This is a genomic window from Desulfomarina profundi (genome assembly GCF_019703855.1).
GTDB lineage: Bacteria > Desulfobacterota > Desulfobulbia > Desulfobulbales > Desulfocapsaceae > Desulfomarina > Desulfomarina profundi.
Genome location: NZ_AP024086.1, coordinates 2,930,683 through 2,956,315, shown reverse-complemented (window position 1 = coordinate 2,956,315; position 25,633 = coordinate 2,930,683). Strand labels below are relative to the sequence as shown.

At 47.6% G+C, this 25,633-nt stretch carries 24 protein-coding genes and 1 pseudogene; 13 read left to right on the top strand and 12 right to left on the bottom strand.

Going from position 1 to position 25,633, the window contains the following annotated elements; genetic code table 11:
* Nucleotides 1–3: 3 nt before the first annotated feature.
* Genes LO777_RS13665 through LO777_RS13655 form a run of 3 tightly spaced genes read right to left on the bottom strand, consistent with a single transcriptional unit; the run spans nt 4 to nt 2,704 of the window.
* A complete protein-coding gene (locus tag LO777_RS13665; RefSeq protein WP_228854443.1) occupies nt 4–882 on the bottom strand; it encodes a hypothetical protein in 879 nt (292 codons plus the stop codon).
* A 10-nt stretch (nt 883–892) separates the two neighbouring features.
* A complete protein-coding gene (locus tag LO777_RS13660) occupies nt 893–2,221 on the bottom strand; it encodes a glutamate synthase-related protein (RefSeq protein WP_228854442.1) in 1,329 nt (442 codons plus the stop codon).
* Between the two features lie 3 nt (nt 2,222–2,224).
* The gene (locus LO777_RS13655) at nt 2,225–2,704 is read right to left on the bottom strand and encodes a cytochrome P460 family protein (protein WP_228854441.1); all 480 of its coding nucleotides are present in this window, start codon (nt 2,702–2,704) and stop codon (nt 2,225–2,227) included.
* A 331-nt stretch (nt 2,705–3,035) separates the two neighbouring features.
* Here LO777_RS13655 and LO777_RS13650 point away from each other — a divergent pair, with 331 nt between their 5' ends.
* The 9 genes and pseudogenes from LO777_RS13650 (at nt 3,036) to LO777_RS13610 (ending at nt 13,560) form a co-directional block, all read left to right on the top strand.
* Nucleotides 3,036–4,106 carry a dipeptidase gene (locus tag LO777_RS13650; protein ID WP_228854440.1) on the top strand — a complete coding sequence of 357 codons (1,071 nt, stop codon included), beginning with the start codon at nt 3,036–3,038 and terminating at the stop codon, nt 4,104–4,106.
* Between the two features lie 174 nt (nt 4,107–4,280).
* Nucleotides 4,281–5,879: an ABC transporter substrate-binding protein gene (locus LO777_RS13645; RefSeq protein WP_228854439.1), complete on the top strand. Its 1,599-nt coding sequence runs from the start codon at nt 4,281–4,283 to the stop codon at nt 5,877–5,879.
* A gap of 192 nt (nt 5,880–6,071) precedes the next feature.
* The gene (locus LO777_RS13640) at nt 6,072–7,073 is read left to right on the top strand and encodes an ABC transporter permease (RefSeq protein WP_407929150.1); all 1,002 of its coding nucleotides are present in this window, start codon (nt 6,072–6,074) and stop codon (nt 7,071–7,073) included.
* Nucleotides 7,074–7,075: 2 nt separating this feature from the next.
* Nucleotides 7,076–8,008, top strand: coding sequence for an ABC transporter permease (locus LO777_RS13635; RefSeq protein WP_228854437.1), 933 nt, complete (start codon nt 7,076–7,078; stop codon nt 8,006–8,008).
* Nucleotides 8,005–8,882, top strand: a pseudogene (locus LO777_RS21100) (ABC transporter ATP-binding protein). The gene LO777_RS13635 and the pseudogene LO777_RS21100 overlap by 4 nt, the downstream one beginning before the upstream one ends.
* A complete protein-coding gene (locus LO777_RS13625) occupies nt 8,875–9,651 on the top strand; it encodes an ABC transporter ATP-binding protein (protein ID WP_228854436.1) in 777 nt (258 codons plus the stop codon). Before LO777_RS21100 ends, LO777_RS13625 begins: the two are co-directional and overlap by 8 nt.
* Nucleotides 9,652–9,677: 26 nt before the next feature.
* Nucleotides 9,678–11,759: an XrtA/PEP-CTERM system histidine kinase PrsK gene (gene prsK, locus LO777_RS13620; protein ID WP_228854435.1), complete on the top strand. Its 2,082-nt coding sequence runs from the start codon at nt 9,678–9,680 to the stop codon at nt 11,757–11,759.
* Nucleotides 11,760–12,261: 502 nt separating this feature from the next.
* Nucleotides 12,262–12,996: a PEP-CTERM sorting domain-containing protein gene (locus LO777_RS13615; RefSeq protein WP_228854434.1), complete on the top strand. Its 735-nt coding sequence runs from the start codon at nt 12,262–12,264 to the stop codon at nt 12,994–12,996.
* An 18-nt stretch (nt 12,997–13,014) separates the two neighbouring features.
* The gene (locus LO777_RS13610) at nt 13,015–13,560 is read left to right on the top strand and encodes a PEP-CTERM sorting domain-containing protein (protein WP_228854433.1); all 546 of its coding nucleotides are present in this window, start codon (nt 13,015–13,017) and stop codon (nt 13,558–13,560) included.
* Between the two features lie 80 nt (nt 13,561–13,640).
* Here the strand turns inward: LO777_RS13610 and LO777_RS13605 are convergent, their stop codons facing one another.
* The 7 genes from LO777_RS13605 to dapE form a co-directional block, all read right to left on the bottom strand.
* Nucleotides 13,641–14,723: a sigma-54 interaction domain-containing protein gene (locus tag LO777_RS13605; RefSeq protein WP_228854432.1), complete on the bottom strand. Its 1,083-nt coding sequence runs from the start codon at nt 14,721–14,723 to the stop codon at nt 13,641–13,643.
* Nucleotides 14,724–14,773: 50 nt separating this feature from the next.
* On the bottom strand, nt 14,774–15,016 hold the full coding sequence (locus LO777_RS13600) for a hypothetical protein (protein ID WP_228854431.1): 243 nt from the start codon (nt 15,014–15,016) through the stop codon (nt 14,774–14,776).
* 177 nt (nt 15,017–15,193) lie between these two features.
* On the bottom strand, nt 15,194–15,706 hold the full coding sequence (locus LO777_RS13595) for a hypothetical protein (RefSeq protein WP_228854430.1): 513 nt from the start codon (nt 15,704–15,706) through the stop codon (nt 15,194–15,196).
* 107 nt (nt 15,707–15,813) lie between these two features.
* Nucleotides 15,814–16,794: a TAXI family TRAP transporter solute-binding subunit gene (locus tag LO777_RS13590; RefSeq protein ID WP_228854429.1), complete on the bottom strand. Its 981-nt coding sequence runs from the start codon at nt 16,792–16,794 to the stop codon at nt 15,814–15,816.
* A gap of 359 nt (nt 16,795–17,153) precedes the next feature.
* Nucleotides 17,154–17,810 carry a response regulator gene (locus LO777_RS13585; RefSeq protein WP_228854428.1) on the bottom strand — a complete coding sequence of 219 codons (657 nt, stop codon included), beginning with the start codon at nt 17,808–17,810 and terminating at the stop codon, nt 17,154–17,156.
* Nucleotides 17,800–19,212, bottom strand: coding sequence for a sensor histidine kinase (locus tag LO777_RS13580; RefSeq protein WP_228854427.1), 1,413 nt, complete (start codon nt 19,210–19,212; stop codon nt 17,800–17,802). The genes LO777_RS13585 and LO777_RS13580 overlap by 11 nt, the downstream gene beginning before the upstream one ends.
* Before the next feature lie 4 nt (nt 19,213–19,216).
* Nucleotides 19,217–20,341, bottom strand: a complete 1,125-nt coding sequence (gene dapE / locus LO777_RS13575; protein WP_228854426.1) for a succinyl-diaminopimelate desuccinylase — start codon at nt 20,339–20,341, stop codon at nt 19,217–19,219.
* 112 nt (nt 20,342–20,453) lie between these two features.
* On the opposite strand from dapE, the gene LO777_RS13570 reads away from it, so the two are divergent.
* Nucleotides 20,454–21,161 carry a fumarylacetoacetate hydrolase family protein gene (locus LO777_RS13570; protein ID WP_228854425.1) on the top strand — a complete coding sequence of 236 codons (708 nt, stop codon included), beginning with the start codon at nt 20,454–20,456 and terminating at the stop codon, nt 21,159–21,161.
* A 217-nt stretch (nt 21,162–21,378) separates the two neighbouring features.
* Here the strand turns inward: LO777_RS13570 and LO777_RS13565 are convergent, their stop codons facing one another.
* Nucleotides 21,379–21,591, bottom strand: coding sequence for a dodecin family protein (locus LO777_RS13565; RefSeq protein WP_228854424.1), 213 nt, complete (start codon nt 21,589–21,591; stop codon nt 21,379–21,381).
* 233 nt (nt 21,592–21,824) lie between these two features.
* Between LO777_RS13565 and LO777_RS13560 the strand changes: the two genes are divergently transcribed.
* On the top strand, nt 21,825–22,193 hold the full coding sequence (locus LO777_RS13560; RefSeq protein WP_228854423.1) for a rhodanese-like domain-containing protein: 369 nt from the start codon (nt 21,825–21,827) through the stop codon (nt 22,191–22,193).
* Nucleotides 22,194–22,233: 40 nt separating this feature from the next.
* Here the strand turns inward: LO777_RS13560 and LO777_RS13555 are convergent, their stop codons facing one another.
* The gene (locus LO777_RS13555; protein WP_228854422.1) at nt 22,234–22,821 is read right to left on the bottom strand and encodes a helix-turn-helix domain-containing protein; all 588 of its coding nucleotides are present in this window, start codon (nt 22,819–22,821) and stop codon (nt 22,234–22,236) included.
* A 454-nt stretch (nt 22,822–23,275) separates the two neighbouring features.
* Here LO777_RS13555 and ugpB point away from each other — a divergent pair, with 454 nt between their 5' ends.
* Nucleotides 23,276–24,565: a sn-glycerol-3-phosphate ABC transporter substrate-binding protein UgpB gene (ugpB, locus tag LO777_RS13550; RefSeq protein WP_407929149.1), complete on the top strand. Its 1,290-nt coding sequence runs from the start codon at nt 23,276–23,278 to the stop codon at nt 24,563–24,565.
* Nucleotides 24,566–24,751: 186 nt separating this feature from the next.
* Complete coding sequence (gene ugpA / locus LO777_RS13545; protein WP_228854420.1) at nt 24,752–25,633, top strand: sn-glycerol-3-phosphate ABC transporter permease UgpA; 882 nt, start codon at nt 24,752–24,754, stop codon at nt 25,631–25,633.

Below are 25,633 nucleotides of genomic sequence, written 5' to 3'. Positions count from 1 at the left end.
GAATCACTTCTTTTTCTTTTTATTGCTCAGATACGTTATTATTTCCGTTTTTTCACCTTTTGAAAGGAAGGATTCATCATCCATGGTAGCAATCATTCTGTTGACCGTGGCTGTCCATTCGGACAGAGTTTTCCGGGCGCCGAAAACCCTGTCCAGGGTATGGCAGACAGTGCATTTACGAGTCACAAGGCTTTTGCCTATAAGTTTAAATGGATTTGTTCCTGTATGAGCCTGCCGGTTTTTCTGCTGGGTGGTCAGATAGTGCAGAACCTGTTTTATATCAAAGGTTGAGATGTTGGGTGTGTCCATCGTCGCCATCTTGTTAATAGTTCCGGTCCAGCCCTTTTCACTTTTAAAGGCACGGTACACTCTTTCCAGACTGTGGCATTTGCTGCATTTTCTGTTCATTATTGCCTTGCCCAGTTCCAGGTCAAGCACATCATTATCATGGGCGGAGAGGGTGGTGTAAGTGAGATCTTTTTTGTGGAGAAGATAATAGCCGGCTGTGATTCCGGTCAGTGCGAAGGAGAGGGCCAGGATAGTAAGACCAATGATCGGCAGCCGGGAAGTGAGGGCCGGGTGTCGCCTGACAATCAGGATCTTGCTGAGAATCAGGGGCACAAGGACCAGGGACATCACAATATGAAAGATTGTTCTGGCGCTCAATTCTTCCTGCAGCCCGGCCACCTTGCTGATCATAAATACCAGCATTACGGCAAAGAGGGATATGTAGAGATATCCGAGTATTCTGTGCAGGGTGATCCAGCCCGATTTATTGCCATGATCTTCAGTGCGGCCGGTTATTTCAAGCATGATGAAAACGGCACTTCCGGCGATCAGAACGAACAGCAGGGCAAGAAATGATGCCATGTACGGTTTCATTGGGGGCTCCTCAGGCCATGGGGATGCCGGTTATTCTTGACAGTTCCGGATCAAGGCAGGTAAGGTCTTCCCGGCAGAGCTCATGGATGGATGATTTTGAGCAGATTCGGCAGATATCTTTTACTTCCTCTGTGGCGGCGGAAATAAAATTAGCCACTCTTGTTGCCGCTTCTTTCACGTGCAGCCGTCTGGTGAGGTTTCCATCTTGTGTGGCAATTCCGTACGGGCAGCTGCCGAGATGACATTCCCGCAGGTAGGTGCAGCCCAGGGCTATTTTCAGAGCGCCACCCATGTATACACCGTCTGCTCCCAGGGCAAGGGCCTTGGCAATATCTCCGGGGTGACGTATTCCGCCGGCGCAGATAAGAGTCACCCGATCGCGAAGTTTTTCGCGGTCCAGGAAATCGCTGACGCGGGGCAGGGAGTAGATCAATGGCAGACCCACATGATCCTTGATGGTGACGGGCGCCGCTCCCGTACCTCCTTCGCCTCCGTCGATGACCAGTACGTCGGGAATGTTTTTCTGGTTGAATATGGTCTTGAGATCCGCCTCAAGATGGCCCCCGACAATTTTTACGGCAATGGGTTTTCCACCGGTCAGTCGCCTGAGTTCCAGTATCTTGTCTGAAAGATCGGAGCCGTTTCGTATGTCCGGGTGGACGGCGGGGGAATGGGCTGTTTTTCCCATCGGAATATGTCGTGCCGCCGCAATTTCCGCGGTGACTTTTACCCCCGGCAGTTTTCCACCCATGCCCGGTTTGGCTCCCTGGGAAATCTTTATTTCTATCATGTCGGCCAGTTTCAGCCGTTCTGCGCTGATACCGAACCGGCCAGTGGAATACTGGAGAGTAAGGCGTTTGGCAAGTTGCCTTTCCTCATCCAGCATGCCACCTTCCCCGGTATTGGCGATCGTCCCGGCAAGCGACGACCCGAGGGCGAGGGCCATCTTGGCCTCCCTGCTTAACGCCCCATAGGACATGGCGGCATTGAGCACAGGAGTCTGTAGAATGACCGGGACTTTCGTCTTTTTACCAAGAGTTACAGCTGTTGCTACTTCTGCCCCTCCTTCCAGGGGGAGTCTGTTTATCTGGGAGGGCAGGAAAAGCAGGTCATCCATGCAGACGAATTTTCTGCCGCTTCCCTTGCCCTCCAGGAAAACCTTTCCCGTTGCCGCCATGGAATGGATCAGGTTTCTGGTTTTACTGTCCCAGCCACCATAATTGTCTGCTGTGGTGTCAGGCAGGAAAGCCTGGGCGGCACTGTTGCATACCGGGCAGAAATGAAAGGTGATATTTCCTGAATGCAGGTAGCCGCAGACGGGGCAGCGATATGTTGTCATATCCTATTTGAATTCGTGGACAAGGACATAATCGTTGGCAACACGGGTTGCGTGGCAGCCGATACACCCGCCCGGTTTTCCTGATTTCAGGGTTTTTCCGCTGGCGCTGTACTTTACCCAGAACCAGTCGCCGTCTTTGGGGTTGTAGCCCTTTATCTTGTACATAACCGTAATGGCTTTGAGTTCGTGGGAGGGACTGTAGTTTTCCTTGACTTCAATGGCGCCGAATTTCAGGGGAGCTGAGGTTGATTCCAGGGCCTGCTTGTTGACAAAAACCTTGTGCAGGGGGGCGTGGGGGGCTCGGCCTTCCTGCATGCCCTTGTGGTCGGGCCAGTAATCCCAGCCTGTATAGGGTGAAACTTTGGAAATATAATGCCAGAGAGCGTCTCCGTCCGGCCCCGGCATATCCCCTGCCATAGTCAGGGAACTGATGGAAAATATCATTGCCAGCATCAGACTTCCTGTGAGGATCCTTTTTTTCATACATATCTCCTTGTGTGAAGTTTTACGACAATTTCCCAATTTCAATTGTCTTTATAAGATTAGTCGTCGTGAGGAGAAAAACCTTACAGAAATTTTTCCGGCTTCTCTAAAAGCCTAACACAGGGAAGACTCTTGGGCCATGATTTTCTACAATTTCTTTGTAACTTGGGGGGTAAATAGCATGGGAAAAGCTGTTGACTTCTATTTTAGTGTTTTGTAGCATACAACTTGCTTGTAACATATATCAATTGAATTGAATGATCGGGGGGGTGTTGATTGTCAGTCTTTTTGTTTTTGCCTGTTAAAGGAGTTCATTTCTTAAGGTGTTCTGATGTCCGGGGATAGCAGCCCTTTGATTTATGATGGCCATAATGACCTTGTATTAAGGCTTTTAGAGATATCTGAGTCTGAAAGGTACTGCCTTTTTTTTAAGGGGAGACAAGAAGGACATCTGGATCTGCCACGTATAAAAAAGGGTGGTTTCGGCGGCGGTTTTTTTGCGTTGTATATCAGTTCAAGAAATAAAGATGACGATGATTCCGGAGATATGATGGGCCCGGAATACGACCTGCCACTACCCGAAGAAATTCCTGTCCATATTGCCCTGCCGACGATTCTTGCCGAGGTGGCTGTTCTCAGCCGCCTTGAAAGGGAGTCGGAGGGGCGGATAAAAATCTGTACCACGGCTGCTGAGGTTCGTCACTGTTTTGATGCTGGAACTCTAGCTGTTGTCCTGCATCTTGAAGGTGCCGAGGCCATTGACGATGAGTTCTGCAACCTGGAGGTGCTTTTTCGGGCCGGGTTGCGGTCCGTGGGACTGGTCTGGTCCAGACCTTCACGCTTTGGTCATGGCGTGCCTTTTCGTTTTCCGGGTTCTCCGGATACTGGGCCGGGGCTTACTCCGCTCGGCAGGGAGCTGGTGCGGGAATGTAACCGCCTTAATATAGTTGTGGATGTATCCCATCTTAACGAAGCCGGTTTCTGGGATGTGGCAAAAATTACTGACGCTCCCCTGGTGGCGACCCACTCCAACTGTCATGCTCTCAGCAGACATACCCGGAATCTGACGGACAGGCAGCTTGCCGCCATCGCTGAGAGCGGCGGAATAGTAGGTGTTAATTTTGCGACGGCGTTTATTCGTGCCGATGGCCAGATGCGTGAGGATACGGATCTGGACGATTTGCTTCGTCATTTTGATCATCTCATAGAGCATGTGGGGATTGACGGGGTCGGTTTCGGCACCGATTTTGACGGAGCAAAAATTCCCGCAGAGATCGGGAATGCGGCGGGGCTCTGTCAACTGCGAGCAGCGATGAGGCAGCATGGATATGACGAGGAGACAATGGTTAAACTCTGTCATGGTAACTGGTTCAGGGTTCTTGAAGCGACTTTGAAAGGCTGAATCGGATTCCATGGATGGATCTGTTCTCCATTTTCGGGGAATATAAATTAACACCCCACAAGGGGGTATAAGTGCCATGGAAATAAACCTGACCATTTAATTTCAAAACGCCTTCACCTTTCTTGTTTTTTATGACAGGAATTCAGGAGTAAGGCACTAAAAAAGGGAGGAAAAATGAATATCTGCAAAAAACTGCTCTTAGGTTCGGCGGCGGTGGCGCTTCTTGCGCTTACCGGTCCAGTACACGCGAAAACACCAGCGAATATGCTGGTGATTGCAAACAGGATCGATGATATAACAACCCTTGATCCGGCCCAGTCATTTGAGTTCGCCGGTTCAGACCTTATCCGTAATGTTTATGGTAAGCTTGTTAATTTTGATCCGGCGGATCTCAGTAAAGGGTATCAGCCCGATCTGGCTGAAAGCTGGACGGTTTCAGAAGACGGCAGAACCATCACCTTCAAAATGCGTCCCGGGGTCAAGTTTCAGTCCGGGAATCCTGTAACGGCCAGGGATGCGGTTTTTTCTCTGCAGCGGGCAGTTAAGTTGAACAAGACACCCGCTTTTATTCTGACCCAGTTTGGATTTTCCAAGGAAAATGCGGATGATACTATCAAGTTGATTGATGATATGACCTTTTCCATCACCACGGACGAGAAGTATGCAACTTCTTTTGTTCTCAACTGTCTGACGGCAACCATCGGCGGCATTGTTGATTCCAAAACCGTTATGGCCCATGAAAAAGATGGTGACATGGGAAATGGCTGGCTGAAGACCCATACCGCCGGTTCCGGAGCATATACTCTGGTCAACTGGAAACCTAATGAATCCTACACGCTGAAGGCCAATCCCAATTTTTATATCGGAGCACCCAAGCTCAGCCGGGTCATTGTCCGTCATATTCAGGAATCTTCCACCCAGCGTCTGCTGCTGGAAAAAGGTGATATCGATGTTGCCCGAAATCTCAATCCCCAGGATGTGGCCGGTATCAGCGGAAATCCAGATCTCGCTGTGGACAGTGATCTGCGTGGTCGTATCATGTATATTTCCATGAATCAGAAGGATCCGAACCTTGCCAAACCGAAGGTCGTCAAGGCCCTGAAATACCTTATCGATTACAAGGGAATGCAGGATTCTTTTCTGAAGGGACAGTACACTATTCACCAGGCGTTTCTGCCACGGACCTACCTTGGTGAGATTGATGATAAGCCATATAGTTTTAATGTAGAAAAGGCCAAAGCGCTGCTGAAAGAGGCGGGACTGGCCGATGGTTTTTCTCTGAAAATAAATGTGCGTGAGGCCCAGGAACGTATTGAAATATCCCAGTCCCTGCAGAATACTTTTGCCCAGGCAGGTATCAAGGTTACCCTGGAAGTCGGTACCGGCAAACAGACCCTGGCAAAATATCGTGCCCGTGAACACCAGATCTACGTGGGTGCATGGGGACCTGATTATCCCGATCCGAACACCAACGCCGCAACATTTGCCTACAATCCGGATAATTCCGATGAGGCCAAGGCAACCGGTCTTCTTGCCTGGCGAAATGCCTGGTATATCCCTGAGATGTCCAAAGCCACCAAGGAAGCGGTTAAGGAAGGGGATCGTGAAAAGCGTGCGGCCATGTACCGTGCCATTCAGCGGGAACATCAGGAACGTGCCCCGTTTGCCATCATGTTTCAGAAGATTGAACAAACCGGCAGGCGTGCGAACGTAAAAGGTCTGAATCTCGGTGGCGCAATTACCGCCGTATCCTATTGGCCGGTAACAAAATAACCTGTATCCCGAATCCTGCAGAATGATTGCCTGCAGGATTCAGGTGTGATTATTCTGTTGAGATGAACCTGGAAATTAAGGGTGGGGCTCGTGAGTAGACCCTGCCCTTGATTTTTTCTATCTACTTGCGAATTTGATGACTTCTGAAACAAAGACTGCCAAAAAGCATAAAGGCAATACCGTACCCCCTGGCTGGCTGGACTCGGTAATACCATCTTCACGGTGCTGATCACCATGATCGGTCTGCTGTTTGTCACTTTTATCATAGGCCGTGTCATGCCCATTGATCCGGTGCTGTCCATTGTCGGTGAAAGCGCTTCAAGGGCAACCTATGAAGCCGCCTACCATGAGTTGGGGCTGGATAAGCCACTGCTTGTTCAGTTTCTCTTTTTTCTAAGAGATATTGCCACGGGAAATTTCGGAGAATCCCTGCTGACTGCCCGACCCGTTTCCCAGGATCTGCTGCGTGTGTTTCCCGCGACCCTGGAACTGGCTACTGTGGGAACGATTATCGGGGTACTGCTGGGTGTTCCGTTGGGTGTGGTGGCCGCTGTGAAACGGGGCAGCTGGATTGATCATGTGGCAAGGGTTGTAGCCCTGATCGGTTATTCCATGCCGGTGTTCTGGATCGGTCTTATCGGTCTGCTGGTCTTTTACGGTATTCTTGGCTGGATCGGTGGACCGGGACGGCTTGATATCTTCTACGTGGATATTGTGCCGTCGGTTACAGGCATGATTCTGATTGACAGTCTGCTTGCCGGAGATATGGAGGTTTTCCGCAATGCCATTTCCCATATTGTTCTGCCTGCTGGACTGCTCGCTTATTATTCCCTTGCCTATATTTCCAGGATGACCCGGTCCTTTATGCTGGAGCAGCTTGACCAGGAATATATTATCACCGCGCGGGTCAAGGGATTGTCGGAGAGAGCCGTTATCTGGCGCCATGCCTTTGGTAACGTCAAGGTGCCGCTGATAACGGTTATCGCCCTTTCCTATGCCGGTCTCCTTGAAGGTTCTGTTCTCACCGAAACGATTTTCTCCTGGCCGGGTATAGGCTCCTATATCACCACGGCGCTGCTGTCCGCCGATATGAACGCCGTTCTGGGTGGGACTGTGGTTGTGGGCCTGGTTTTTGTCTGTCTGAATATTTTTTCGGACCTGCTCTATAAATTCTTTGATCCGAGGGCAAAATAGATATGAGTACGGTACTAGAAACTCCCCGGAAACAGACATTGTACGAGTGGTTGACCACGGATACCCCCACGTCGCGGCGGCAGGCCCGTTTCTGTGCCTGGTACAGGTCGTGGCAGGCTTTTCGTTCCAATCCAATGGCCATGTTCGGTCTGACAATCCTTTTTGTCCTGGTGCTGGTTGCGGCCCTGGCGCCACTATTGGCACCCCATAGTCCCTTTACCCAGGACCTGGCGGCCAGGCTGACACCACCGGGGGAAGGAGGGTATATTCTCGGCTCTGATTCTCTGGGGCGCGATATACTGAGCAGATTGATCTATGGTTCGAGGATTACACTCTATATCGTCTCCCTGGTTGCCCTGATGGCACCAATTGTCGGGCTTTTTGTCGGTACTGCAGCGGGTTATCTCGGTGGCTGGGTGGATGTGACCCTGATGCGTATCACCGATATCTTTCTGGCATTCCCGAAGCTGATACTGGCTCTTGCCTTTGTTTCAGCCCTGGGAGCGGGGATTGAAAATGCCGTCCTGGCCATTGTCCTTACTGCCTGGCCACCTTATGCCCGTATTGCCAGGGCAGAAACCCTGACTATACGTAACGCGGATTTTATCCATGCCATTAAACTCCAGGGAGCGGGGTCATTGCAAATTATCACACGCCATATCTGGCCGCTTTGTATTTCTTCTCTGGTTATCCGGGTGACGCTGGATATGGCCGGAATAATTCTTACAGCGGCAGGGCTTGGTTTTCTTGGCCTGGGGGCTCAGCCACCATCTCCTGAATGGGGTGCCATGATTTCTGCCGGACGCAAATTCATCCTTGATCACTGGTGGGTGGCGACCATGCCTGGACTTGCAATTTTCATCGTCTCCCTGGCATTCAACCTGCTGGGTGATGGTCTGCGGGATGTTCTGGATCCAAAGAAGAGTTCAAAATGACGAATCTGCTTGAAGTAGAAAACCTGACTGTAAAATTTCCAACCCGAAACGGTATTTTCGAGGCGGTTCGCCGAATTTCCTTTTCCCTTGGCCGGGAGCGGCTCGGGATTGTCGGGGAGTCCGGTTCCGGGAAATCCATGACCGGAAGAGCCATTCTGCGACTGATAAAGAAACCTGGTATTCTTGAGGCTGATCGTATCGCTCTTGAGGGGGAGAACCTGCTGGATTTCAGCGAAAAACAGATGCGCAGTGTAAGGGGACACAGGATCTCCATGATCATGCAGGATCCCAAGTTTTCCCTCAATCCGGTGATGCGGATCGGAGACCAGATCTGTGAGGCGTATCGCCTGCATGCCCGTTCCAGCCGTGCAGAGGCAAGGAAAAAGACGTTAACCATGCTTGAAAATGTTCTGATTCGGGATCCGGAAAGGGTTTTTAATGCCTATCCCATGAAATGTCTGGTGGCATGGGGCAGCGTATCATGATTGCCATGATGCTTATTCCCGATCCACAGATTCTGATTGCGGACGAACCTACCTCGGCTCTTGATGTGACAGTACAGAAGGAGGTCTTGGAAATTATGGATAAGCTTGTCAGAGAACGGGGTATGGGGCTTATTTTCATCAGTCATGATCTCAATGTGGTGTCGGCGTTCTGTGATCGTGTGCTGATCATGTACTCTGGACGGATTGTGGAGACATGCCGGGCCGACAGACTGCATGAAGCCACTCATCCGTATACCGTTGGGCTGCTGAATTCCATGCCACGGCTGGACCATCCGGTTGACCATCTTGAAGTGCTGAAACGTGATGAGGCCTGGAGTCTGGACCCCAGTGTCAGTGGTGTTGTAGAAATGGAGAAAGATCGTGCGTGAAGGGAAAGAAAACGGAATAGAACTCGAGCATGTCGATGTCTGGTTCGGTGAGGGTGAAGATCGTGTAGATGCAGTGATTGATGCCGGTTTTTCAGTTCCGCTGGGAGACAGTTTCGGTCTTGTCGGGGAGTCGGGTTCAGGAAAATCGACCATACTGCGGGCCATTACCGGCCTTGCTCCGACCTGGTCTGGAAGGATTTCCGTACTGGGCAGTGTTCTTGGAAAGGAACGGGACAAGGAATTCTATCGGGCGGTTCAGATGGTTTTCCAGGATCCTTACGCATCCCTGCATCCCCGGCAGACAGTTGATCATGTATTGCAGGAGGCCCTGTCTCTTCATGGTTTTGATGATGTCAACAGGCGGATAGTGGAAACTCTTGATGATGTGGGGCTTGACCAGTCCTTTCGTTTCCGCTGGCCCCATCAGCTTTCCGGCGGCCAGCGACAACGGGTGGCCATCGCCCGCGCCCTGATTATTGAACCTTCCATTCTCCTGCTGGATGAACCCACCTCTGCCCTGGATGTTTCCGTGCAGGCTGAAATATTAAACCTGCTGGTGCGCCTGCGTCGGGAAAGGCACCTGACTTATCTCATGGTTTCCCATGACCTGGCCGTAGTGGGCCATATGTGCAGCGAAATTGCTGTAATGAACCAGGGTGAAATTGTTGAAGTCCTGGGAGTGGAAGATCTTCGTTCCCTGAAGGCTGAACATCCTTATACAAAAGAGCTTCTTGAGGCCAGTGTGCAGAAAAGGCGGGAGAATGGGTGACGGACAAAGAATAAAAGGGCTGTCCATTGGTAATATTATATATAATTAATGGATTACTGTTCCTGTCGGGTTTCTTTACATTTTTCCTGAAAGAACCTGAAAAACGGTTTTCCCGCGCGCTTGTGCAGGCATTGTTTGCGCTTTTTCTCCTCTCTCTGGAATATGCCTTTCTTGCCTATCAGTGGACTGGGTCTTTCGTGCAGGTGGTTCTTGTTTCCGAGGTTATATTCGCATTTATCTGGTTTTTAATGGCCTTTCATCTCCGTGATGTGATAGCTGGAGGTTTTGGGAAAATCTCAACCGGTTTTAAAACCAAACCTGTTATTGCCGCGGTAGCAACTGTTGCCGTTTGTGGTTTTATTCTCTGCTGTTCCCTGTTCGAAGTTTCGAGCGTGGAGATGTCTTTTCAGACATTTGACCCTGTCTATTTTGCTGCGATTTTTATTCTTGCCGTAACGCTTTATGTTGCCTGGCGTCTTGAACAGTTCTGGCGCCGTCTGGAGGCGGCGCAGAGATGGGAGTATAAATTCTTTATCGTCGGTGCATACCTGGTTTGTGGTTCCATAGCCTGGGTCATGTCTTATCGGTTGACCTACCTGACTATACTGCCGGATCATTTAACTCTTATCGCTGGTTTGCTGTCGGCAGGTGGTGTCGTGATGTTGTATGCAATTATTCACCATCGACTGCTGAACAGGAAGATCTTCGTTTCCAGGAAAGTGATTTATTCTTTTGTTGTTCCCTCGCTGCTGGCTGGATATTTTCTTGGATTTGGCACAGTCACACTCGTCATGCGTACGTTTGGACTGGAAATGTCTTTTGTCCTGAAATGGCTGTTTCTTGTCCTGGGGGGAATTGGAGTTACCGTTTTCGGTCTCTCCGGCAAAATCAGAAGCCGGATTCATTTTTTTATTTCAACACATTTTTATATCAACAAATATGAGTACAGGGATGAATGGCTGGCACTGTCAGAGCAACTGCAGGGTGCCTTAACCGAGGATGGAGTTGTCCGGGCTTTGCGACGGGTATTGTCAGCCAGTCTCTATACAACGAAAATTTATATCTGGCTTGGTGACAGGTCAAAGGGGTACAGTCTCGTCTCTTATCCGGAAAATTTTACTGGAAGGAAAAAAGACAACTTTCTTCAACCTGATGATCCGCTGATTGAGTATATATCTGTTCATCCCTATTTTCACGGAGGGGAAAAAAATAAGAGCAACGCATTGAAAAATGTACTGAAAGAAAAAGAACAGTTTCTCTCTTCTTTTGACCTGATTCTTGTGGCACCTGTTTCCATCGGCAGTCAATTGCCTGGTTTAATCGGGTTGGGGCCGGAATATACAGGAGGCCGGTATGGTTATGACGATTTTGATCTGCTTACGGCCCTCGGCAGTCAGACGGCTTCGGCGCTTCTGGCCGTTCGTATGGCCGAGCAGCTTGCGGGAGCCAGGGAACGGCAGGCATGGGACCGTCTGTCCGCTTTTGTTCTCCATGATATAAAAAATGCTGCTACCATGCTTTCATTGTTACAGGAAAACGCGGTTGATCATATTCATGAACCTGAGTTCCAGAGAGATATGCTTGAGTCGGTGGATGATGCCCTGCGAAGAATGGCCCGTGTGGAGGAACGGTTGAATACATTGAAAAATGAGATAGTGGTCGACTGGCAGGTAATTGATCTGCGGCACTTCCTTGAAGACTGCTGTCGCAGGTTACAGTCTAAGCTTGCGACAATGGCAATTTCAATCGATATCAAAGAAAATCTGCAGGTGAAAGGAGATCCAAGTCTCTTAACTTCCATTATTGAAAATATTCTTATCAATGCATATCAGGCGAGAGAAAATAATCTTGCGGTTCGTATGGTTGCGGTGCAAGAGAGTAGCACAAAAAAAATTGTCATAACAATATTGGACAATGGACCGGGGATACTGGAGGCACTTCTACCTGATGCATTGTTTGAGCCGTTTAAAACAACAAAGAAGGGAGGAAGTGGCATCGGGTTATGGCAGGTGAAAAAGATGGTTGAAAAGCTCGAAGGAACAATTACAGCAGGAAACCGGAAGAATGGCGGCGCACGGTTTCGACTGAAATTAAATGCGGCTGGTTGAGCGATTCCGTGTAACTTATTAAAACAATATGATTTTTCTGAACGTTAAAGATTTTTTTAAAATAAATTGTAAAATTAGCTGACACATACCAGACGATATTGTCTCATAAATTTCTAATAAAAAGTGCTGAGGAAAATAAAAAATTTGCTGAGAGTGATTCTTTTTCTCAAGTAACTGCGGGTGATGATAGGATATTAACAGTAATTTTCCGTAGATGATTTCTTACATTTTTTCTCTGGAGTCGGTTGTAAAATTATCCGACATCTTCTCATATTTGCTTTCCTTTGTCATTTCCCAAGGGGTTTTCTCTCCCTGAACAAGAAAGATACAGTCAAAGATTGTTCAGCTGTTCACCACGGTTTTCCAGGGATAGCGTCGGATCAGTCGAAAGAGATTGAGCCGGGATATGATTCATTCTTAATTTCAAAAAAAATGGAATACCATTTGCATCAGGTAATACAACTGATGTGCTGGATGCAAATTATTGCAAAAGGAGAATACAATGAAAAAGAAAATAATATATGGATTTGGGGCAGCATTGCTGATGGTTGGTTTAACGGGAAATGCAAATGCCACAGCGGTTACGTTTTTTGGAGAAGATTTAACTGGTGTCGGTGGAGCAAGAACGAATTCTGATGCTGCCGCAACGGCTTTTCTCTCCAATCTTTCAGGGGTTGGAACTCAGACCTTTGAGAGTTTTTCAACAGGTACCGGAGTACCACTTGCACTCACTTTTGCCGGAGCAGGAACTGCAACGCTGACAGGCTCGGGTTCTGTTGATGATTCAACTGCTGCTGGACGATGGGCGACATCAGGAACAAATTACTGGGCAGCGGAAACAGGTAATTTTACGATCAGTTTCAGTGCAGCGATTTCAGCATTCGGGTTTTATGCAACAGATGTCGGAGACTTTGGTGGTGAATTATCAGTGACTTATGCCGGTGGGGGTTCCACAACGTTGAATGTCGGTAATACTGTTGGTTCGGGAGGCAGCACCAGTGGTTCTGTTCTCTATTTCGGATTTTATGAGGATGATCCGTTAAAAGCTTTCACCTCCATCAGTTTTATAAATCCCTCTTCGGTAGACCAGTTTGGTTTTGATGATATGACTATAGGCACATTTGAGCAGGTTGTTCCCAATGATCCTGTTCCTGAGCCATCAACTGTTCTGTTGATGGGTCTTGGTCTTGCCGGTTTGCTGGGTTATAACCGTAAACGGTTTAAAAAAAATAGCTAATATAAAGAGGGGAGAGAAATGAAAAAAATATCAATAATACTTTGTCAAATAGTGTTCCTGCTGGGCTTCACCGTATCTGCAAACAGTACTGTTATTATAGATCCACTGGTCGGCTGGACAGGAAGCTTTGACTGGGATGATGGTCTTGGGCAGATTGACGGTATTGAATTCGGCTCTGATATTGACTGGAATATCACTGTTGGTTCCGATTCCGTCATGACGCTTGTAACTGTAGCGGATCAGTTCGTTCCGGGTGATGAATTTGCTCTCTATCTTGATGGTTTTGAAGTACCCTGGACAAGTACAACAACGCTTGGTACCGGGCATTTTCAAGGTCAATATGATAACCTGTTTTTAAGTTCCGGCACTCATACGCTGACTTTGTTTGTTACTGCACTTGCCATGGATACTGGGGGAGTACCTTTTTTGGGTGGAGCAGCGGAGGCGAGTTTTTCGGCAGTTTCCAATCCAGTTCCGGAGCCCGGAACTGTTTTGTTAATGGGTATCGGTCTTCTCGGACTGGTTGGTTATAATCGCAGGCGTGGTGCCCACAGGAAAGAGTAGGTCTGGTAGAGTTTTTCAGAAGTAGTTTTCAGAAAAAAAATAGTACGAAAAAACTCCGATTCCATCGGAGTTTTTTGGCTTCAGGTTTTATTATATTTTCCTGTCGCCACGCCATGCTTTTTTATAAGATCATGCAGGGTTGGTCTGCTTATCTCAAGCAGTTTTGCGGCTCTGCTGATGTTGTTGTTGCTCAGGGCCAGGGCCTTGCAGACAGCACTGTATTCGGCCGAATCGCGAGCCTGTTTCAATGTGGAGAGTGTCTGGTTTTCTTCTTTGCCGTCAATCTGCTGGAAACCAAGATCCGTCAGGGTGATGACCTTGTCCTGGGTCGACCCAAGGGCTCTCTTGATACGATTTTGCAGCTCCCTGACATTTCCCGGCCATGGGTGGGCCGTAAGTGCTGCCAGCGCTTTGGGGGTAAAAGATGCTCTTCTCTGCAGTTTTTCAGATTCCCTGGCCAGGCAGTCCTGAGCGAGGAGAAGAATATCTTCCGGACGTTTTGTCAGGTCCGGCAGATGGATCGGCACAACATTGAGACGGTAGAAGAGATCTTCACGGAAACGATTTTTTTCAGTTTCTTCTTCAAGATTTCTGTTTGTCGCGGCGATTATGCGTATATCGAGTTTGATTGTTTCATTCCCGCCCACCCTGTCAATTGTTCCTTCCTGGAGAACGCGGAGAAGTTTTACCTGCAGAGTATGGGGAAGCTCTCCGATTTCATCGAGAAAAATCGTGCCGTGATCGGCCTGTTCAAATTTACCGATTTTACGTTTTGTGGCACCGGTAAAGGAACCTTTTTCGTGACCGAATAATTCACTTTCCAGCAGGTTTTCGGGAATTGCTCCACAGTTAATGGTTATGAACGATTTTTCGGACCGTGAGCTGAGGCTGTGTATTGCCCGGGCGGCTATTTCTTTGCCTGTTCCGGTATTACCTGAAAGAAGAACAGGGTAGTCCGTTTTACCGGCGTGGATGAATTGCCTGAAGATCTCCTGCATGATTGGGGAGGTGCCGATCATGCCGCAGAATTTGCCCTTTTCATAATTTCTGCACTGTTGCTGCCGGTTTTCCTCTTCAAGTTTATGAATCTTGAAAGTACGGGACAGGATAATTTTCAGGACCTTCAGGTCAATGGGTTTGGCACAGAAATCGGCTGCTCCCATGGCAACAGCCTGGATGGCGTTTTCTTTCTCCGCATTTCCTGTGATGACAATTATACGGCAGTGAGGGGCAAGGGTGGGAATCTCTTCCAGAAGGGAAAACCCCTGTTTCGGACTGTCCGGGTAAGGGGAAGGCCAAGATCAAGGGTGGCAACACGGAAGACACCTGAGGCAAGTAACGGTTTTGCCTGCTTAACTGTTGTTGCGATGGTTATGTCATATTCTTTATCCAGGCCCCATCTCAATTGTTTGGCAACAGACAGCTCATCTTCGATGATGAGAAGTTTTGGTTTCATAAATTAATCAGTCCACAGAGGGAAATCAATTGCTCTGAGAAAACAAGTAGTTTCAGTTTTTCAGTTCTGTATACGTAAGCGAATCATAACAAAACCCTAATGAGTGTGCCGGGGGAAGGCAAGTTTTTTAACATGTCAGGCCAGAAATGAGAATTATTCACTGGATGACAGTTTTTGTTATTTCTTCTTATGATCCACAGTAAACCAGGCTTGATCCGCTTTTAAACCACTGACTTTGAGCATTCTGTACTGGGACAATTCTTTTTTCCTGTAAACCCTGTCTAGGTTATAGTCGAGGATAAAATCATTACTGACCATGGCTAGGTGCGGGTAACCTCCAAGCTTTTCCATAAAGGCGAGACGACCTTCCTTACAGGGCCAGGCCTGAAGGCAGGCAATGGCCCACTCACCATTGCCACCTGTAACGGGACCTGATTCGGGAACATTGATATTCGGCCAGGCCTCAGCGTAAATCCTATCCTGAAATGTGAACCTGGACTTCATGCAGGTGTAGAGTTCATTTAAGGCGGCGTGGACGGATTCTTTATCTTTGCAGTTCAGCAAAGTAAAGGATGGCAGATTTGAGCATGTTTTGTACATATTGGTGCCGGCAGCTTTTTCTTCGCCCTGTACAGGACCGGCTGTAATCAATATGATGGCAAACAGAAAACTGACGATATATTTTTCCATGGGTGATCTCCTGGGAATAAAATGATATTTACCAAAAAAACTACACTGCTGTAGGGTTTTTACGGTTGAGCCTTTGGGGCTGTCCATGCCGGTTTATATAAACCAGACTACAGCAGACCAGCCTCTTTGAAATACTTGAGAGCTCCTTTATGCAGAGGTGCATATAAACCGACTTTGACCATGTCTGCTTTATTTAAGGTAGTAAGCGCCGGGTGTTTCTGTTTGAATGTGTCAAAGTTCTCGAAAACGGCCCTGACGAGTTCATAAACAATATTCTCAGGAACATCGGCATCGGTGACAAGAGTTGTCATTACCCCGATTGTCTGGATATCATGTGGAACCCCTCTGTACTTTTTCCCGGGGATTGTCATTTTTTTATAGTACGGGTATCTGCTCAGCAAAGTAGTGATTTTCTCACCACTTATTGTGCTGAATACTGTATCGCATTGTTTTGTTGCGTCTAGAATGGATTTGCTGGAATCTGCAGCTGTGAATATGATGGCGTCGACTTTATCGTCACAGAGAGCACGGGATTGCTCATTCGATTTTAACCGCAGTATTTCAGAAAAGGTTTTTGTATTCCATCCCATGATTTTCATAATTTTTTTAAAAGTCTCTGCCTGGCCTGAACCTCTGTTGCCTATATTGACACGTTTGCCGGGAAGATCGTCGATGGTTTTGATGGAGGCATCGACCCTGGTTACCAGGAAAAGAAATTCAGGGGACAACGAGAACACTGAACGTAAAGATTTTACTGGCCCCTGCCGCTCAAATGAGCCGGTTCCCTTTGTCGCCTGAAATTGCACATCAGATTGAACAAATCCAAAATCCAGTTCCCCCTCTGCCACTGTCTTCAGATTAAATCTGGACCCCGATGTTGCTTCTACCGCAAATCTGAGACCGTGCTCTTTTCTCTGCAGATTGGCAAGGGTTCCAATGGCGACTCCACAGGGGTAGTAGACTCCGGCAATGCTGCCGGTTCCAATTGTGACGAGTTTCTGTCGGGCAGCTGTGTCAACCGGGTTTATCTGTAATATGGAAAAAAAGACAAACAGTACAGGCACAAGGTTTTTTCTTGATTTTTTCATGAAATTTCCTCTCAGACATCTGTTTTCTTGAATTTGAACACTGTTTTAATAACAATATAATGGTGTAATATAAAATTTGAGAGTAGTCTATAATTATGTCAAGTGCGGCCTTAATCGGTGAAAAATTTTAATCAGGGAATAATTTCAGGTGGAAAAGGGAGGGCTGTAGTGAAGGAAGGGAATGACCATTCTTAATAAAAAAAATTGAAAATGGTCAATTTTACTGCTGAAGGGTTATCCAATCTTCATCTCAAGAGTTTTCGTATGGTAGCCCGCATTGAGCCTCGATTCCCGAGGTTTTTATAGAATTAAGCCACGTTGTGAGATAGAATCCGCAGACTCTTTGTAACTGTCAAATATTATTTGGAAAGATTTTGCAGGAAGAGATGGAGGCGGTCGATTATTTTTTTTCCCTGGGATGTCAGCATATAGTTCTTTTCGCTGTCCTGGGTGACAAAGCTGTTTGCCTTGAGGTTTTTCAGATGAAAATTGACCTTGGTATGGTCACTGATTTCCAAGTTCCTGGTTATATCCATAAACCGCATTTTCCGGTTTTTTGCCAGTATTGCCAGGATCTGTCTCCTTATTCCGTTTGACAGACAGACCAGGGTGGAGTCCATGTCATGTTCAGAGAGTTGTTTCTCAAACCTCAGCTCCTCCAGGTTTTGCCTTACGGCAACAAGCAGTTCATTCCGTTTAAACGGTTTTGACAGATAATCATCAGCGCCTCCCTTCATGGCGGCAACAGCATTGTCAACTGTTGAAAAGGCTGTAATCATGATAATTTTCAACCAGGGATAGTCATTTTTCAAAAGCGGCATCAGGGCCAGTCCACCCATTCCCGGCATCATATTGTCCACGATGACAAGACTTGGAACACTGATTTTTATTTTTTCAATTGCCTCTTCCGCCGATCCACAACCTGTGGCCGTCAGTCCGTTGTCTTCAAGAATTTCAACTATCGATTCGCGCAGATCCCTGTCGTCATCAATGACCAAAATGGTTTCATCTTTCACCAGCCTGTTCTCCCATGGTTTTTCCGTCTGCCACCGGAAAGGAAACGGTTACAACAGTTCCACCGTATTCACTTGAAACAAGAGATATTTCCCCGCCATGCTGTTTGATTATATTATAACACACCGACAGGCCGAGGCCTGTTCCCCTGCCGACCGGTTTGGTTGTATAAAACGGGTCAAAGACCTTGAAAAGATCTTTTTCGTGGATACCGTGGCCGGTGTCAGTGAGTATTACGGTTACTGTATTGTTCTGGACAAAAGATTCTATCTCAATGGAATCTTCATTCACGCAGGCATCAATACTGTTCATCAGCAGGTTGATGAAGACCTCTTCCAGTTTCCAGAAAATACCATCGATCTCCGGAACATCCTGAAGATTCAGGTTGATTTCAGGCCCCTGGCCATGGGTCTGGAGCAGATTACAGGAGCTGGTAATGACCTGATTGATATCAACAGGTTCCAGGCCGGTTTCTTTTTCCCGTGAGAAATGGAGCAGTTCCTGTGCGATTTTTGCGGCCCGCGCACTATTGCGTTCAATGGCTTTCAGTTTTCTGGCTATGCGCTCATCGTCACCGGTCAGGTCTTTGAGCATTTCCACATTGAGGGAGACATTGGCAAGGGGATTGTTAATTTCATGGGCAATGCCTGCTGCTAGAATACCCATGGAAGTCAGTTTTTCCGACTGGGAAAAGCGTAACAGTCGCTCATTAATCAGCTCATGCTGTTCGAGGCTGAAAACCGAGAGAGCTCTTATGGTAAAGAACATGATGAGAAAAGCTGAAACACTCCTGAAAAAGATTACCTTGATATGAAAAAAGGGAACAACGACCTGGGAGGGGATAAGACCGGTCAGTATGGCATAGCAGATCATGAAAATGCCTGCCAGTATGAAATTGACTGCCACTTTTTTGGAAAATGTCCTGGCGGTACGTGAATAGAGCATCAGGCCGATTCCCGAGAGCAGGCCACCGGGAAAGGCCACGAAGATACGGGTTACTGTTGCCCTGCCCGTCCCCATATCCAGGTAGGTTGTCAGAAGGATAAGGGTAAGAGCAGAAAAACCGATGATAGCTTTGACACTTCGCGGCGTGGTTTTCAGGGCTTGGTCCCCGTAATAAGTGATAATATTGATAAAGAGTCCGAAATAGAGGAGCAGCATAAAGGAAACGCTGACAACACCGAGTCTGAAAAGGGAAAAAGCGGGAGTTTTTATTGTCGGGGAGAGATGTTCAAGAAACTCAAGCCACTCGTGAAAACCATGGGTTATTCCGAAGAGTGCAAGGAGCCAGATGATTCTCGCGATACCCAGTTCACTCAGTCGTATCTCCCGGGAAAGGATGGCGACACCCAGGGTGAAAAAGGCTAGTCCATAAAGCAGATAGAGGATAAAGTCCCATACCATCACGTCACCCGAGCAGGTCTGCCAGGATGTGGTGATGAACTGTGGAGAGTTGGTTCAGCTCTTCGAGCTTTACCCGCTCATCTATCCTGTGAATTGTCTCATTACATGGGCCGATTTCGATGACTTCCGTGCCGGTTGGGGCAATAAACCGCCCATCCGATGTTCCGCCTTCCGTGGAAAGGGTAGCCCGATATCCGCATACGCTGTGAATTGCCTCCCGGGTGGCCTGGAGAAGATCTCCGGCTTTTGTAAGAAAAGGCAGGCCGGAATGACGCCAGGAAAGTGTGTGATTGCAGTTCTTCACCATTTTTTCGACCCTTTTCTGGAGTATGGTGTGGGTGAGCTCGGTACAGTAACGGAAATTAAACTCCAGTTCCAGCTCACCCGGAATGACATTGTCGGCCCCGGTGCCGCTGTTGATATTTGTAACCTGGAAACTGGTTGGCTGGAAGAACTCATTGCCCTGGTCCCACTCTATTGAGCAGAGTTCCTGCAGCAGTGGTGCCAGCGTGTGGATGGGGTTGCTGCCCGGCTTCGGGTAAGCCACATGTCCCTGGGTGCCGTGGATTGTCAGGTGCCCGCTCAGAGTTCCTCTGCGGCCGTTTTTGATTGTGTCACACAGCTTTTTCCTGCTTGATGGTTCTCCCACGATACAGAAATCAATTGTAATTCCTTTTTGTTGCAGATATTGAACGACCCTGGCCGTACCATTTGTGGCGACGCCCTCTTCGTCACTGGTGATCAGAAATCCTATTGTTCCCCTGTGGTGGGGATAATGGTGTATAAATTGTTCACATCCGGTCACCATTGCGGCAATGCTGCCCTTCATATCTGCCGCTCCCCGGCCATAAAGAAATCCGTTGTGTATTGTTGGTGTAAATGGCGGGAAACTCCATTTGTCTTCCGGACCCGGCGGGACGACGTCGGTATGACCCGCAAAAACGAACAGCGGGCCTGTTTCACCGTGGGTGGCCCATAGGTTGTCAACATTGCCGAAACGCAGCTTCTCAATCTGAAAACCGAGTTTTTTGAGTCGTTCAGCCAGGATTGTCTGGCAGTTGCAGTCATCGGGTGTAATGGAGGGGCGCTTTATGAGATCTATTGAGAGGAGTTCGGTCGTTGTTGCCATGGATGAGTTTTATGAAATGAGGAAAAGCTTCTGGTGCTGTTTTTTGTCCGATTGTATATTATACAGTCGGAGATTGTTTCTTAAAAATTACTCACTCTTGAGGTAAACGTCCATGTCTTTATTTCTGCCGGTAAAAGGTGGTGGTGAGATTGCAGTCAAACCATCAAAAATAATTTGTCTCGGCCTGAACTACCTGGAACATATCAGGGAAAGCGAGTCGGTGAATGTTCAGAATTTTACGGATGAAATTCCCACGGAGCCTGTTCTCTTTCCCAAGATGCCCAATGTGCTTATCGCGCCCGAAGAACCGATTATTCTGCCCTCTTTCCTCCATGAGTATGATTTCCAGGATCTCAGAACCGATTATGAGGGAGAATTGGCGATTATTGTCAAGGATCGGATAAAAAACCTGAAGGAGGCAGAAGCGTTTGATCATATCTTCGGGTTTACCTGTTTTAATGATGTCAGTCAGCGAAATCTGCAGCGTTCGGATAAGTCTGGTTGGTTCCGCGGTAAATCCCTTGATACTTTCGGACCCATTGGTCCTGTTGTTGTACCGCCCGGGCTGATAGGTGATGTGCAGGATCTGCAGATTGAAACCAGGTTGAACGGCAGAGTTGTTCAGCAATCAAATACGAGCCGGATGATTTTTTCCGTGGAACAGATCATGGCCTTTGTTTCCAGGAATTTCACCATGGAACCGGGAGATATAATTGTCACCGGTACACCCAGCGGGGTCGGGCCGCTTCAGGATGGGGATGTGGTGGAAGTTGAGATCGAGGGAATTGGCCTGTTGCGGAATCCTGTCAGGAATGAGTAGAGTGGGCCTGGCAAGTTCCCATGGAGTCACTGTTCATGGGAACATGCGGGTTTGTCTGTCCATAAATGGCCTTCCTGGAGTCTCGCGAACTCGCTTGCCGGTCCGATTTCTGAGTCACCAGGAAAAATAAAATGCTCGCATATAGCTAATATTATGCGCTTTTTTATCTTTTCTTCTCGAACTTAAATGAAAATGCTCATTTCTGGATAACCACTGTCTAATCTGACAGGATTTTAAATGAGAGTTTGACGCGCGCCCTGTACACCGCTGCCTGGTTATTTTCAATCTTCATGTCCAGGGTGACAACTTCGGCAATGCGGAGGTCCCGCAGGCTCATACCTGCCGACTTTACCGCATTCTGGGTGGCATCTTCCCAGGATTCAGAACTTGATCCGACCATTTCGATAATTTTATAGACACTTTCAGACATGGCAATTCTCCTGTGTAAAGGGTGGAAGGATAGTTGCCTGCGCTCTTCCCCGTTGCAGCAGGCGGGGTGGAGGATGGCGATTGGGGAAGATGGCGGTGCAGAAAACTGTTATAGTATTGTAACTCTAATATAAAAAAAATTGTATATAAAAATTAAAAATATTTATTATGTATCTGGCTGTGGGAGGAATTTTAAGCTTACAGGAGTGTATTTCAAGTAACAGGAGATGATTTATGGATGAACAGGTTGCGTATTATGCCAATAAATTAAAATACGAGATTGATTCCTGGGATCTGCATGAAGCCTTGTCACTTACAGGTCAGGATGAAAAAATAGTTGTGATTGATGTACGTTCAGAGCAGGCATATGCCAGGGGACATATTCCTTCAGCGATAAATTTTCCCCACAGGATGATCTCTGAAGAAAGCGTCAGGGAACTGGACAGATCAGTTCTTTACGTCGTTTATTGTGACGGTATAGGCTGCAATGCTTCAACAAAAGGGGCATTGGCTCTAGCAAAACTGGGCTTCCGGGTCAGGGAACTACAGGGAGGACTCGACTGGTGGCGACGAGACGGTTATGAAATCCGGCAGTCGGCATGATGAGGATCTCGAGAGTCGGTAAGCTCACGGAAAGACATGATCAGGATGGTTTATAGATTACAACCAGGCTTGTTGCCGGGCCATCTATTCCTCTGTAGCCGTGAGGAATTCCTGAGTCAAAGTAGAGGCTGTCCCCCTGTTTGAGGGTGACGGTGGTTTCACCGCAGATAAATTCGAGTTTTCCATCCAGGACAAAGAGAAATTCTTCTCCCCTGTGATTATTGAATGTCATATCGTCAGGGTCCCGCTCCTCCATTCTGACGATAAACGGTTCCATGCTTTTTTCCACTTTCGGGTATGCCAGCGGTTCATATTGGTAGCCGATATGGGAGATATGGGGACCCCTGGCTATACCGTAGCGATCCTCCCGGCGGACCACCACGATGTTTGATTCCAGGCTTGTTGTCTGGAAAAAATGGCCGATCTGGACGCCAAGTGCTGAAGAAATTTTCAGAAGAGTGGCCACGGGAGGGGTAACTATATTGTTTTCAATCTGGGAGAGATTCGGTTTTGACAGTCCGGTTAATTCGGAGAGCTCCTGGAGCGTCAGGCCCCGTTTCTTCCGGAGTTTCCGTATCTGGTTTCCCAGGTCCAGAGAAGCCAGCTCGTTCTGTATTGTGTGCGACATGATTTTTCAAAGTACCCTAAATGAACTGTTTTGCAATGAGTTTATTGAGTAATCTCGACCTGTGAAAGAAACCTTTACTATACGGACTAGCACCCCACAAGGGGGTATAAGTGCCTTGAAAATAAATCTAACCATTTGATTTTAAGGCACCTTTTCTGGTTTTTTTGTTTTTTATGATAGAAATTCAGGAGTAAGGCACTAATAAAACTTTGCATATTTTTCTATAAAATGCAAATAGTACAAGCTGTGCAGTAACAGCAATGTTTCACCTGAACCCTGTACTTCGAGAATAAAGAAAAAAATTTACACTGTATAAACGGATAATTATTATGTTCACTCTCCGAGTGAGATCATTTTCTTCTTTATTCCTTTGCCCTGCAGGATTCAGGTTTCAATTAATCATAACTGTTCAGGAGAATGTGCCATGAAAAATCTGAAAGTACTTTTGGGAGCTATGGCAGTAACTGCAACGTTTACGGTCGTTCAGGTTACAGCCGGTTTTGCCGCGACTGAAATCCAGTGGTGGCATGCCATGGGTGGAGTAAACGGTGAGCGGGTTAATAAAATTGCCGATGATTTTAATGCAACCCAGTCCGACTACAGGATTGTGCCCGTCTACAAAGGGAATTACACGGAAACAATGACGGCTGCAATTGCGGCATTCAGGGCCAGACAGCAACCTCATATCGTTCAGGTTTTTGAGGTAGGTACAGCGACAATGATGGCTGCAAAAGGGGCAGTATATCCGGTGGAAGATGTGATGAAAGATGCCGGTGTTCCCTTTGATAAGTCAGATTACCTGCCGGCAGTTATCAGTTATTACCAGACATCAGAGGGAAAACTGCTTTCCATGCCGTTTAACAGTTCCACGCCGGTTCTCTGGTACAACAAGGAAGCCCTTACAAAAGCCGGAGTAAAGGATGTTCCCAAAACCTGGCCGGAAATGGAGGCGGCATCCCAAAAAGTACTCGATGCAGGCTATAAGTGTGGTTTTTCCTTTGGTTGGCAGTCGTGGGTCATGCTCGAGAACTTCAGCGCCTGGCACAATATTCCCGTGGGAACCAGGGAGAACGGTTTTGCCGGCCTTGATACTGAATTTACCTTTAATAATAAGCACGTGAAAAGAGTAATGAATGATGTGGCCGGGTGGCAGAAAAGCTCCATCTTTCAGTATGGTGGACGCAGGGGTGACAGTCTGCCCATGTTCACCAACGGTGAATGTGCCATGTGGCTCAACTCCTCCGCCTACTACGGTGGTATCAAGAAACAGGCAAAATTTGAATTTGGTCAGGCCATGCTACCCTATTATCCTGACATTATTGATAAACCTCAGAATTCAATAATCGGTGGTGCGACTCTCTGGGTCCTCCGTGGTCATAAGCAGGCTTCTTACAAGGGTGTCGCTCAGTTTCTCAGTTATCTTTCTTCCCCGGATGTACAGGCCTGGTGGCATCAGGAAACCGGGTATGTTCCCATTACGAAAGCCGCTTACGAATTAAGCAGGAAACAGGGTTTTTATGAGAAAAATCCGGGTACTGATACGGCCATAAAACAGTTGAGTCTCAATCAGCCGACGCCCAATTCCCGTGGTATTCGTTTCGGTAATTTTGTTCAGGTACGTGATATTATCAATGAAGAGATGGAGACCATCTGGAATGGAACCAAAACAGCAGACCAGGCCATGGATGAGGCGGTCAAACGTGGCAATAAGCTGTTGAGGAAATTTGAGAAGGCAAACAAATAGACCCTGAATTCTGCAATTGACAATCTAGCCGCAGATACGAAGCATCGAAGTGCTGGATTCAGGTAGACGGTAAATTACAGCAGCTGGTGCATATTGCAGCTGCTGTAATTTTCATTTATTCATTTAATTCAGCGTGATTGAAAATGAGGTTGTGCTATCTGGCTGAGTTTCGTACGTAATTAAAAAATGATAAAAAGAGTCCATTTTAAACCGTCTCCGCTGCCATATATTCTGGTGGCACCCCAGTTGATTGTTACCCTTGTCTTCTTTATCTGGCCTGCAAGCCAGGCCGTCTATCAGAGTCTTCTGGTTCAGGATGCCTTTGGCCTCAGTACCAACTTTGTCTGGTTTGATAATTTCAAAGAGCTCTTCAGTGATGATTATTACATGCAGGCCTTCAGGCGTACACTGTATTTTTCTTTTATGGTCGCCTTTTCATCGTTATCTATCTCACTGGTATTGGCGGCCATGGCCGACAGAGTGATTAAAGCTGCATCAGTTTACAGGACACTTCTCATCTGGCCGTATGCCGTAGCTCCGGCTGTGGCCGGCGCTCTCTGGATGTTCATGTTTGACCCCACCATCGGGGTTGTTGCCTATATGCTTGATTTTTTCAATTTCGAATGGAACCATCGTCTGTATGGCAGCCATGCCATGGCCCTGATCGTGGTTGCCGCTGCCTGGAAACAGATCAGCTATAATTTTCTGTTTTTCTTTGCCGGCATGCAGGCTATTCCCCGCTCTTTGATCGAGGCGGCGGCCATAGACGGGGCCGGTCCGGCCCGGCGTTTCTGGACCATTATTTTCCCCCTTATTTCCCCGACAACCTTTTTTCTCCTGGTCATGAATCTAATTTATGCCTTTTTTGATACTTTCGGTATCGTTCATGCGGTGACCAAGGGCGGGCCGGGAAAGGCAACGGAGATTCTTGTTTACAAAGTTTACAACGACGGTTTTATAGGTCTGGATCTTGGCGGTTCTGCAGCCCAGTCTGTTATTCTTATGGTTATCGTGATTGGTCTGACCGTCATTCAATTCCGTTATATTGAACGCAAGGTGGAGTACTGA

Excerpts from the sequence above, each read along its gene's own strand:
- LO777_RS13665 (WP_228854443.1), bottom strand. The coding sequence starts at position 882 with ATGAAACCGTACATGGCATCATTTCTTGCCCTGCTGTTCGTTCTGATC.
- LO777_RS13660 (WP_228854442.1), bottom strand. The coding sequence starts at position 2,221 with ATGACAACATATCGCTGCCCCGTCTGCGGCTACCTGCATTCAGGAAAT.
- LO777_RS13655 (WP_228854441.1), bottom strand. The coding sequence starts at position 2,704 with ATGAAAAAAAGGATCCTCACAGGAAGTCTGATGCTGGCAATGATATTT.
- LO777_RS13650 (WP_228854440.1), top strand. The coding sequence starts at position 3,036 with ATGTCCGGGGATAGCAGCCCTTTGATTTATGATGGCCATAATGACCTT.
- LO777_RS13645 (WP_228854439.1), top strand. The coding sequence starts at position 4,281 with ATGAATATCTGCAAAAAACTGCTCTTAGGTTCGGCGGCGGTGGCGCTT.
- LO777_RS13635 (WP_228854437.1), top strand. The coding sequence starts at position 7,076 with ATGAGTACGGTACTAGAAACTCCCCGGAAACAGACATTGTACGAGTGG.
- LO777_RS13615 (WP_228854434.1), top strand. The coding sequence starts at position 12,262 with ATGAAAAAGAAAATAATATATGGATTTGGGGCAGCATTGCTGATGGTT.
- LO777_RS13610 (WP_228854433.1), top strand. The coding sequence starts at position 13,015 with ATGAAAAAAATATCAATAATACTTTGTCAAATAGTGTTCCTGCTGGGC.
- LO777_RS13605 (WP_228854432.1), bottom strand. The coding sequence starts at position 14,723 with ATGGGAGCAGCCGATTTCTGTGCCAAACCCATTGACCTGAAGGTCCTG.
- LO777_RS13600 (WP_228854431.1), bottom strand. The coding sequence starts at position 15,016 with ATGAAACCAAAACTTCTCATCATCGAAGATGAGCTGTCTGTTGCCAAA.
- LO777_RS13595 (WP_228854430.1), bottom strand. The coding sequence starts at position 15,706 with ATGGAAAAATATATCGTCAGTTTTCTGTTTGCCATCATATTGATTACA.
- LO777_RS13590 (WP_228854429.1), bottom strand. The coding sequence starts at position 16,794 with ATGAAAAAATCAAGAAAAAACCTTGTGCCTGTACTGTTTGTCTTTTTT.
- LO777_RS13580 (WP_228854427.1), bottom strand. The coding sequence starts at position 19,212 with ATGGTATGGGACTTTATCCTCTATCTGCTTTATGGACTAGCCTTTTTC.
- dapE (WP_228854426.1), bottom strand. The coding sequence starts at position 20,341 with ATGGCAACAACGACCGAACTCCTCTCAATAGATCTCATAAAGCGCCCC.
- LO777_RS13570 (WP_228854425.1), top strand. The coding sequence starts at position 20,454 with ATGTCTTTATTTCTGCCGGTAAAAGGTGGTGGTGAGATTGCAGTCAAA.
- LO777_RS13565 (WP_228854424.1), bottom strand. The coding sequence starts at position 21,591 with ATGTCTGAAAGTGTCTATAAAATTATCGAAATGGTCGGATCAAGTTCT.
- LO777_RS13560 (WP_228854423.1), top strand. The coding sequence starts at position 21,825 with ATGGATGAACAGGTTGCGTATTATGCCAATAAATTAAAATACGAGATT.
- LO777_RS13555 (WP_228854422.1), bottom strand. The coding sequence starts at position 22,821 with ATGTCGCACACAATACAGAACGAGCTGGCTTCTCTGGACCTGGGAAAC.
- ugpB (WP_407929149.1), top strand. The coding sequence starts at position 23,276 with ATGGCAGTAACTGCAACGTTTACGGTCGTTCAGGTTACAGCCGGTTTT.
- ugpA (WP_228854420.1), top strand. The coding sequence starts at position 24,752 with ATGATAAAAAGAGTCCATTTTAAACCGTCTCCGCTGCCATATATTCTG.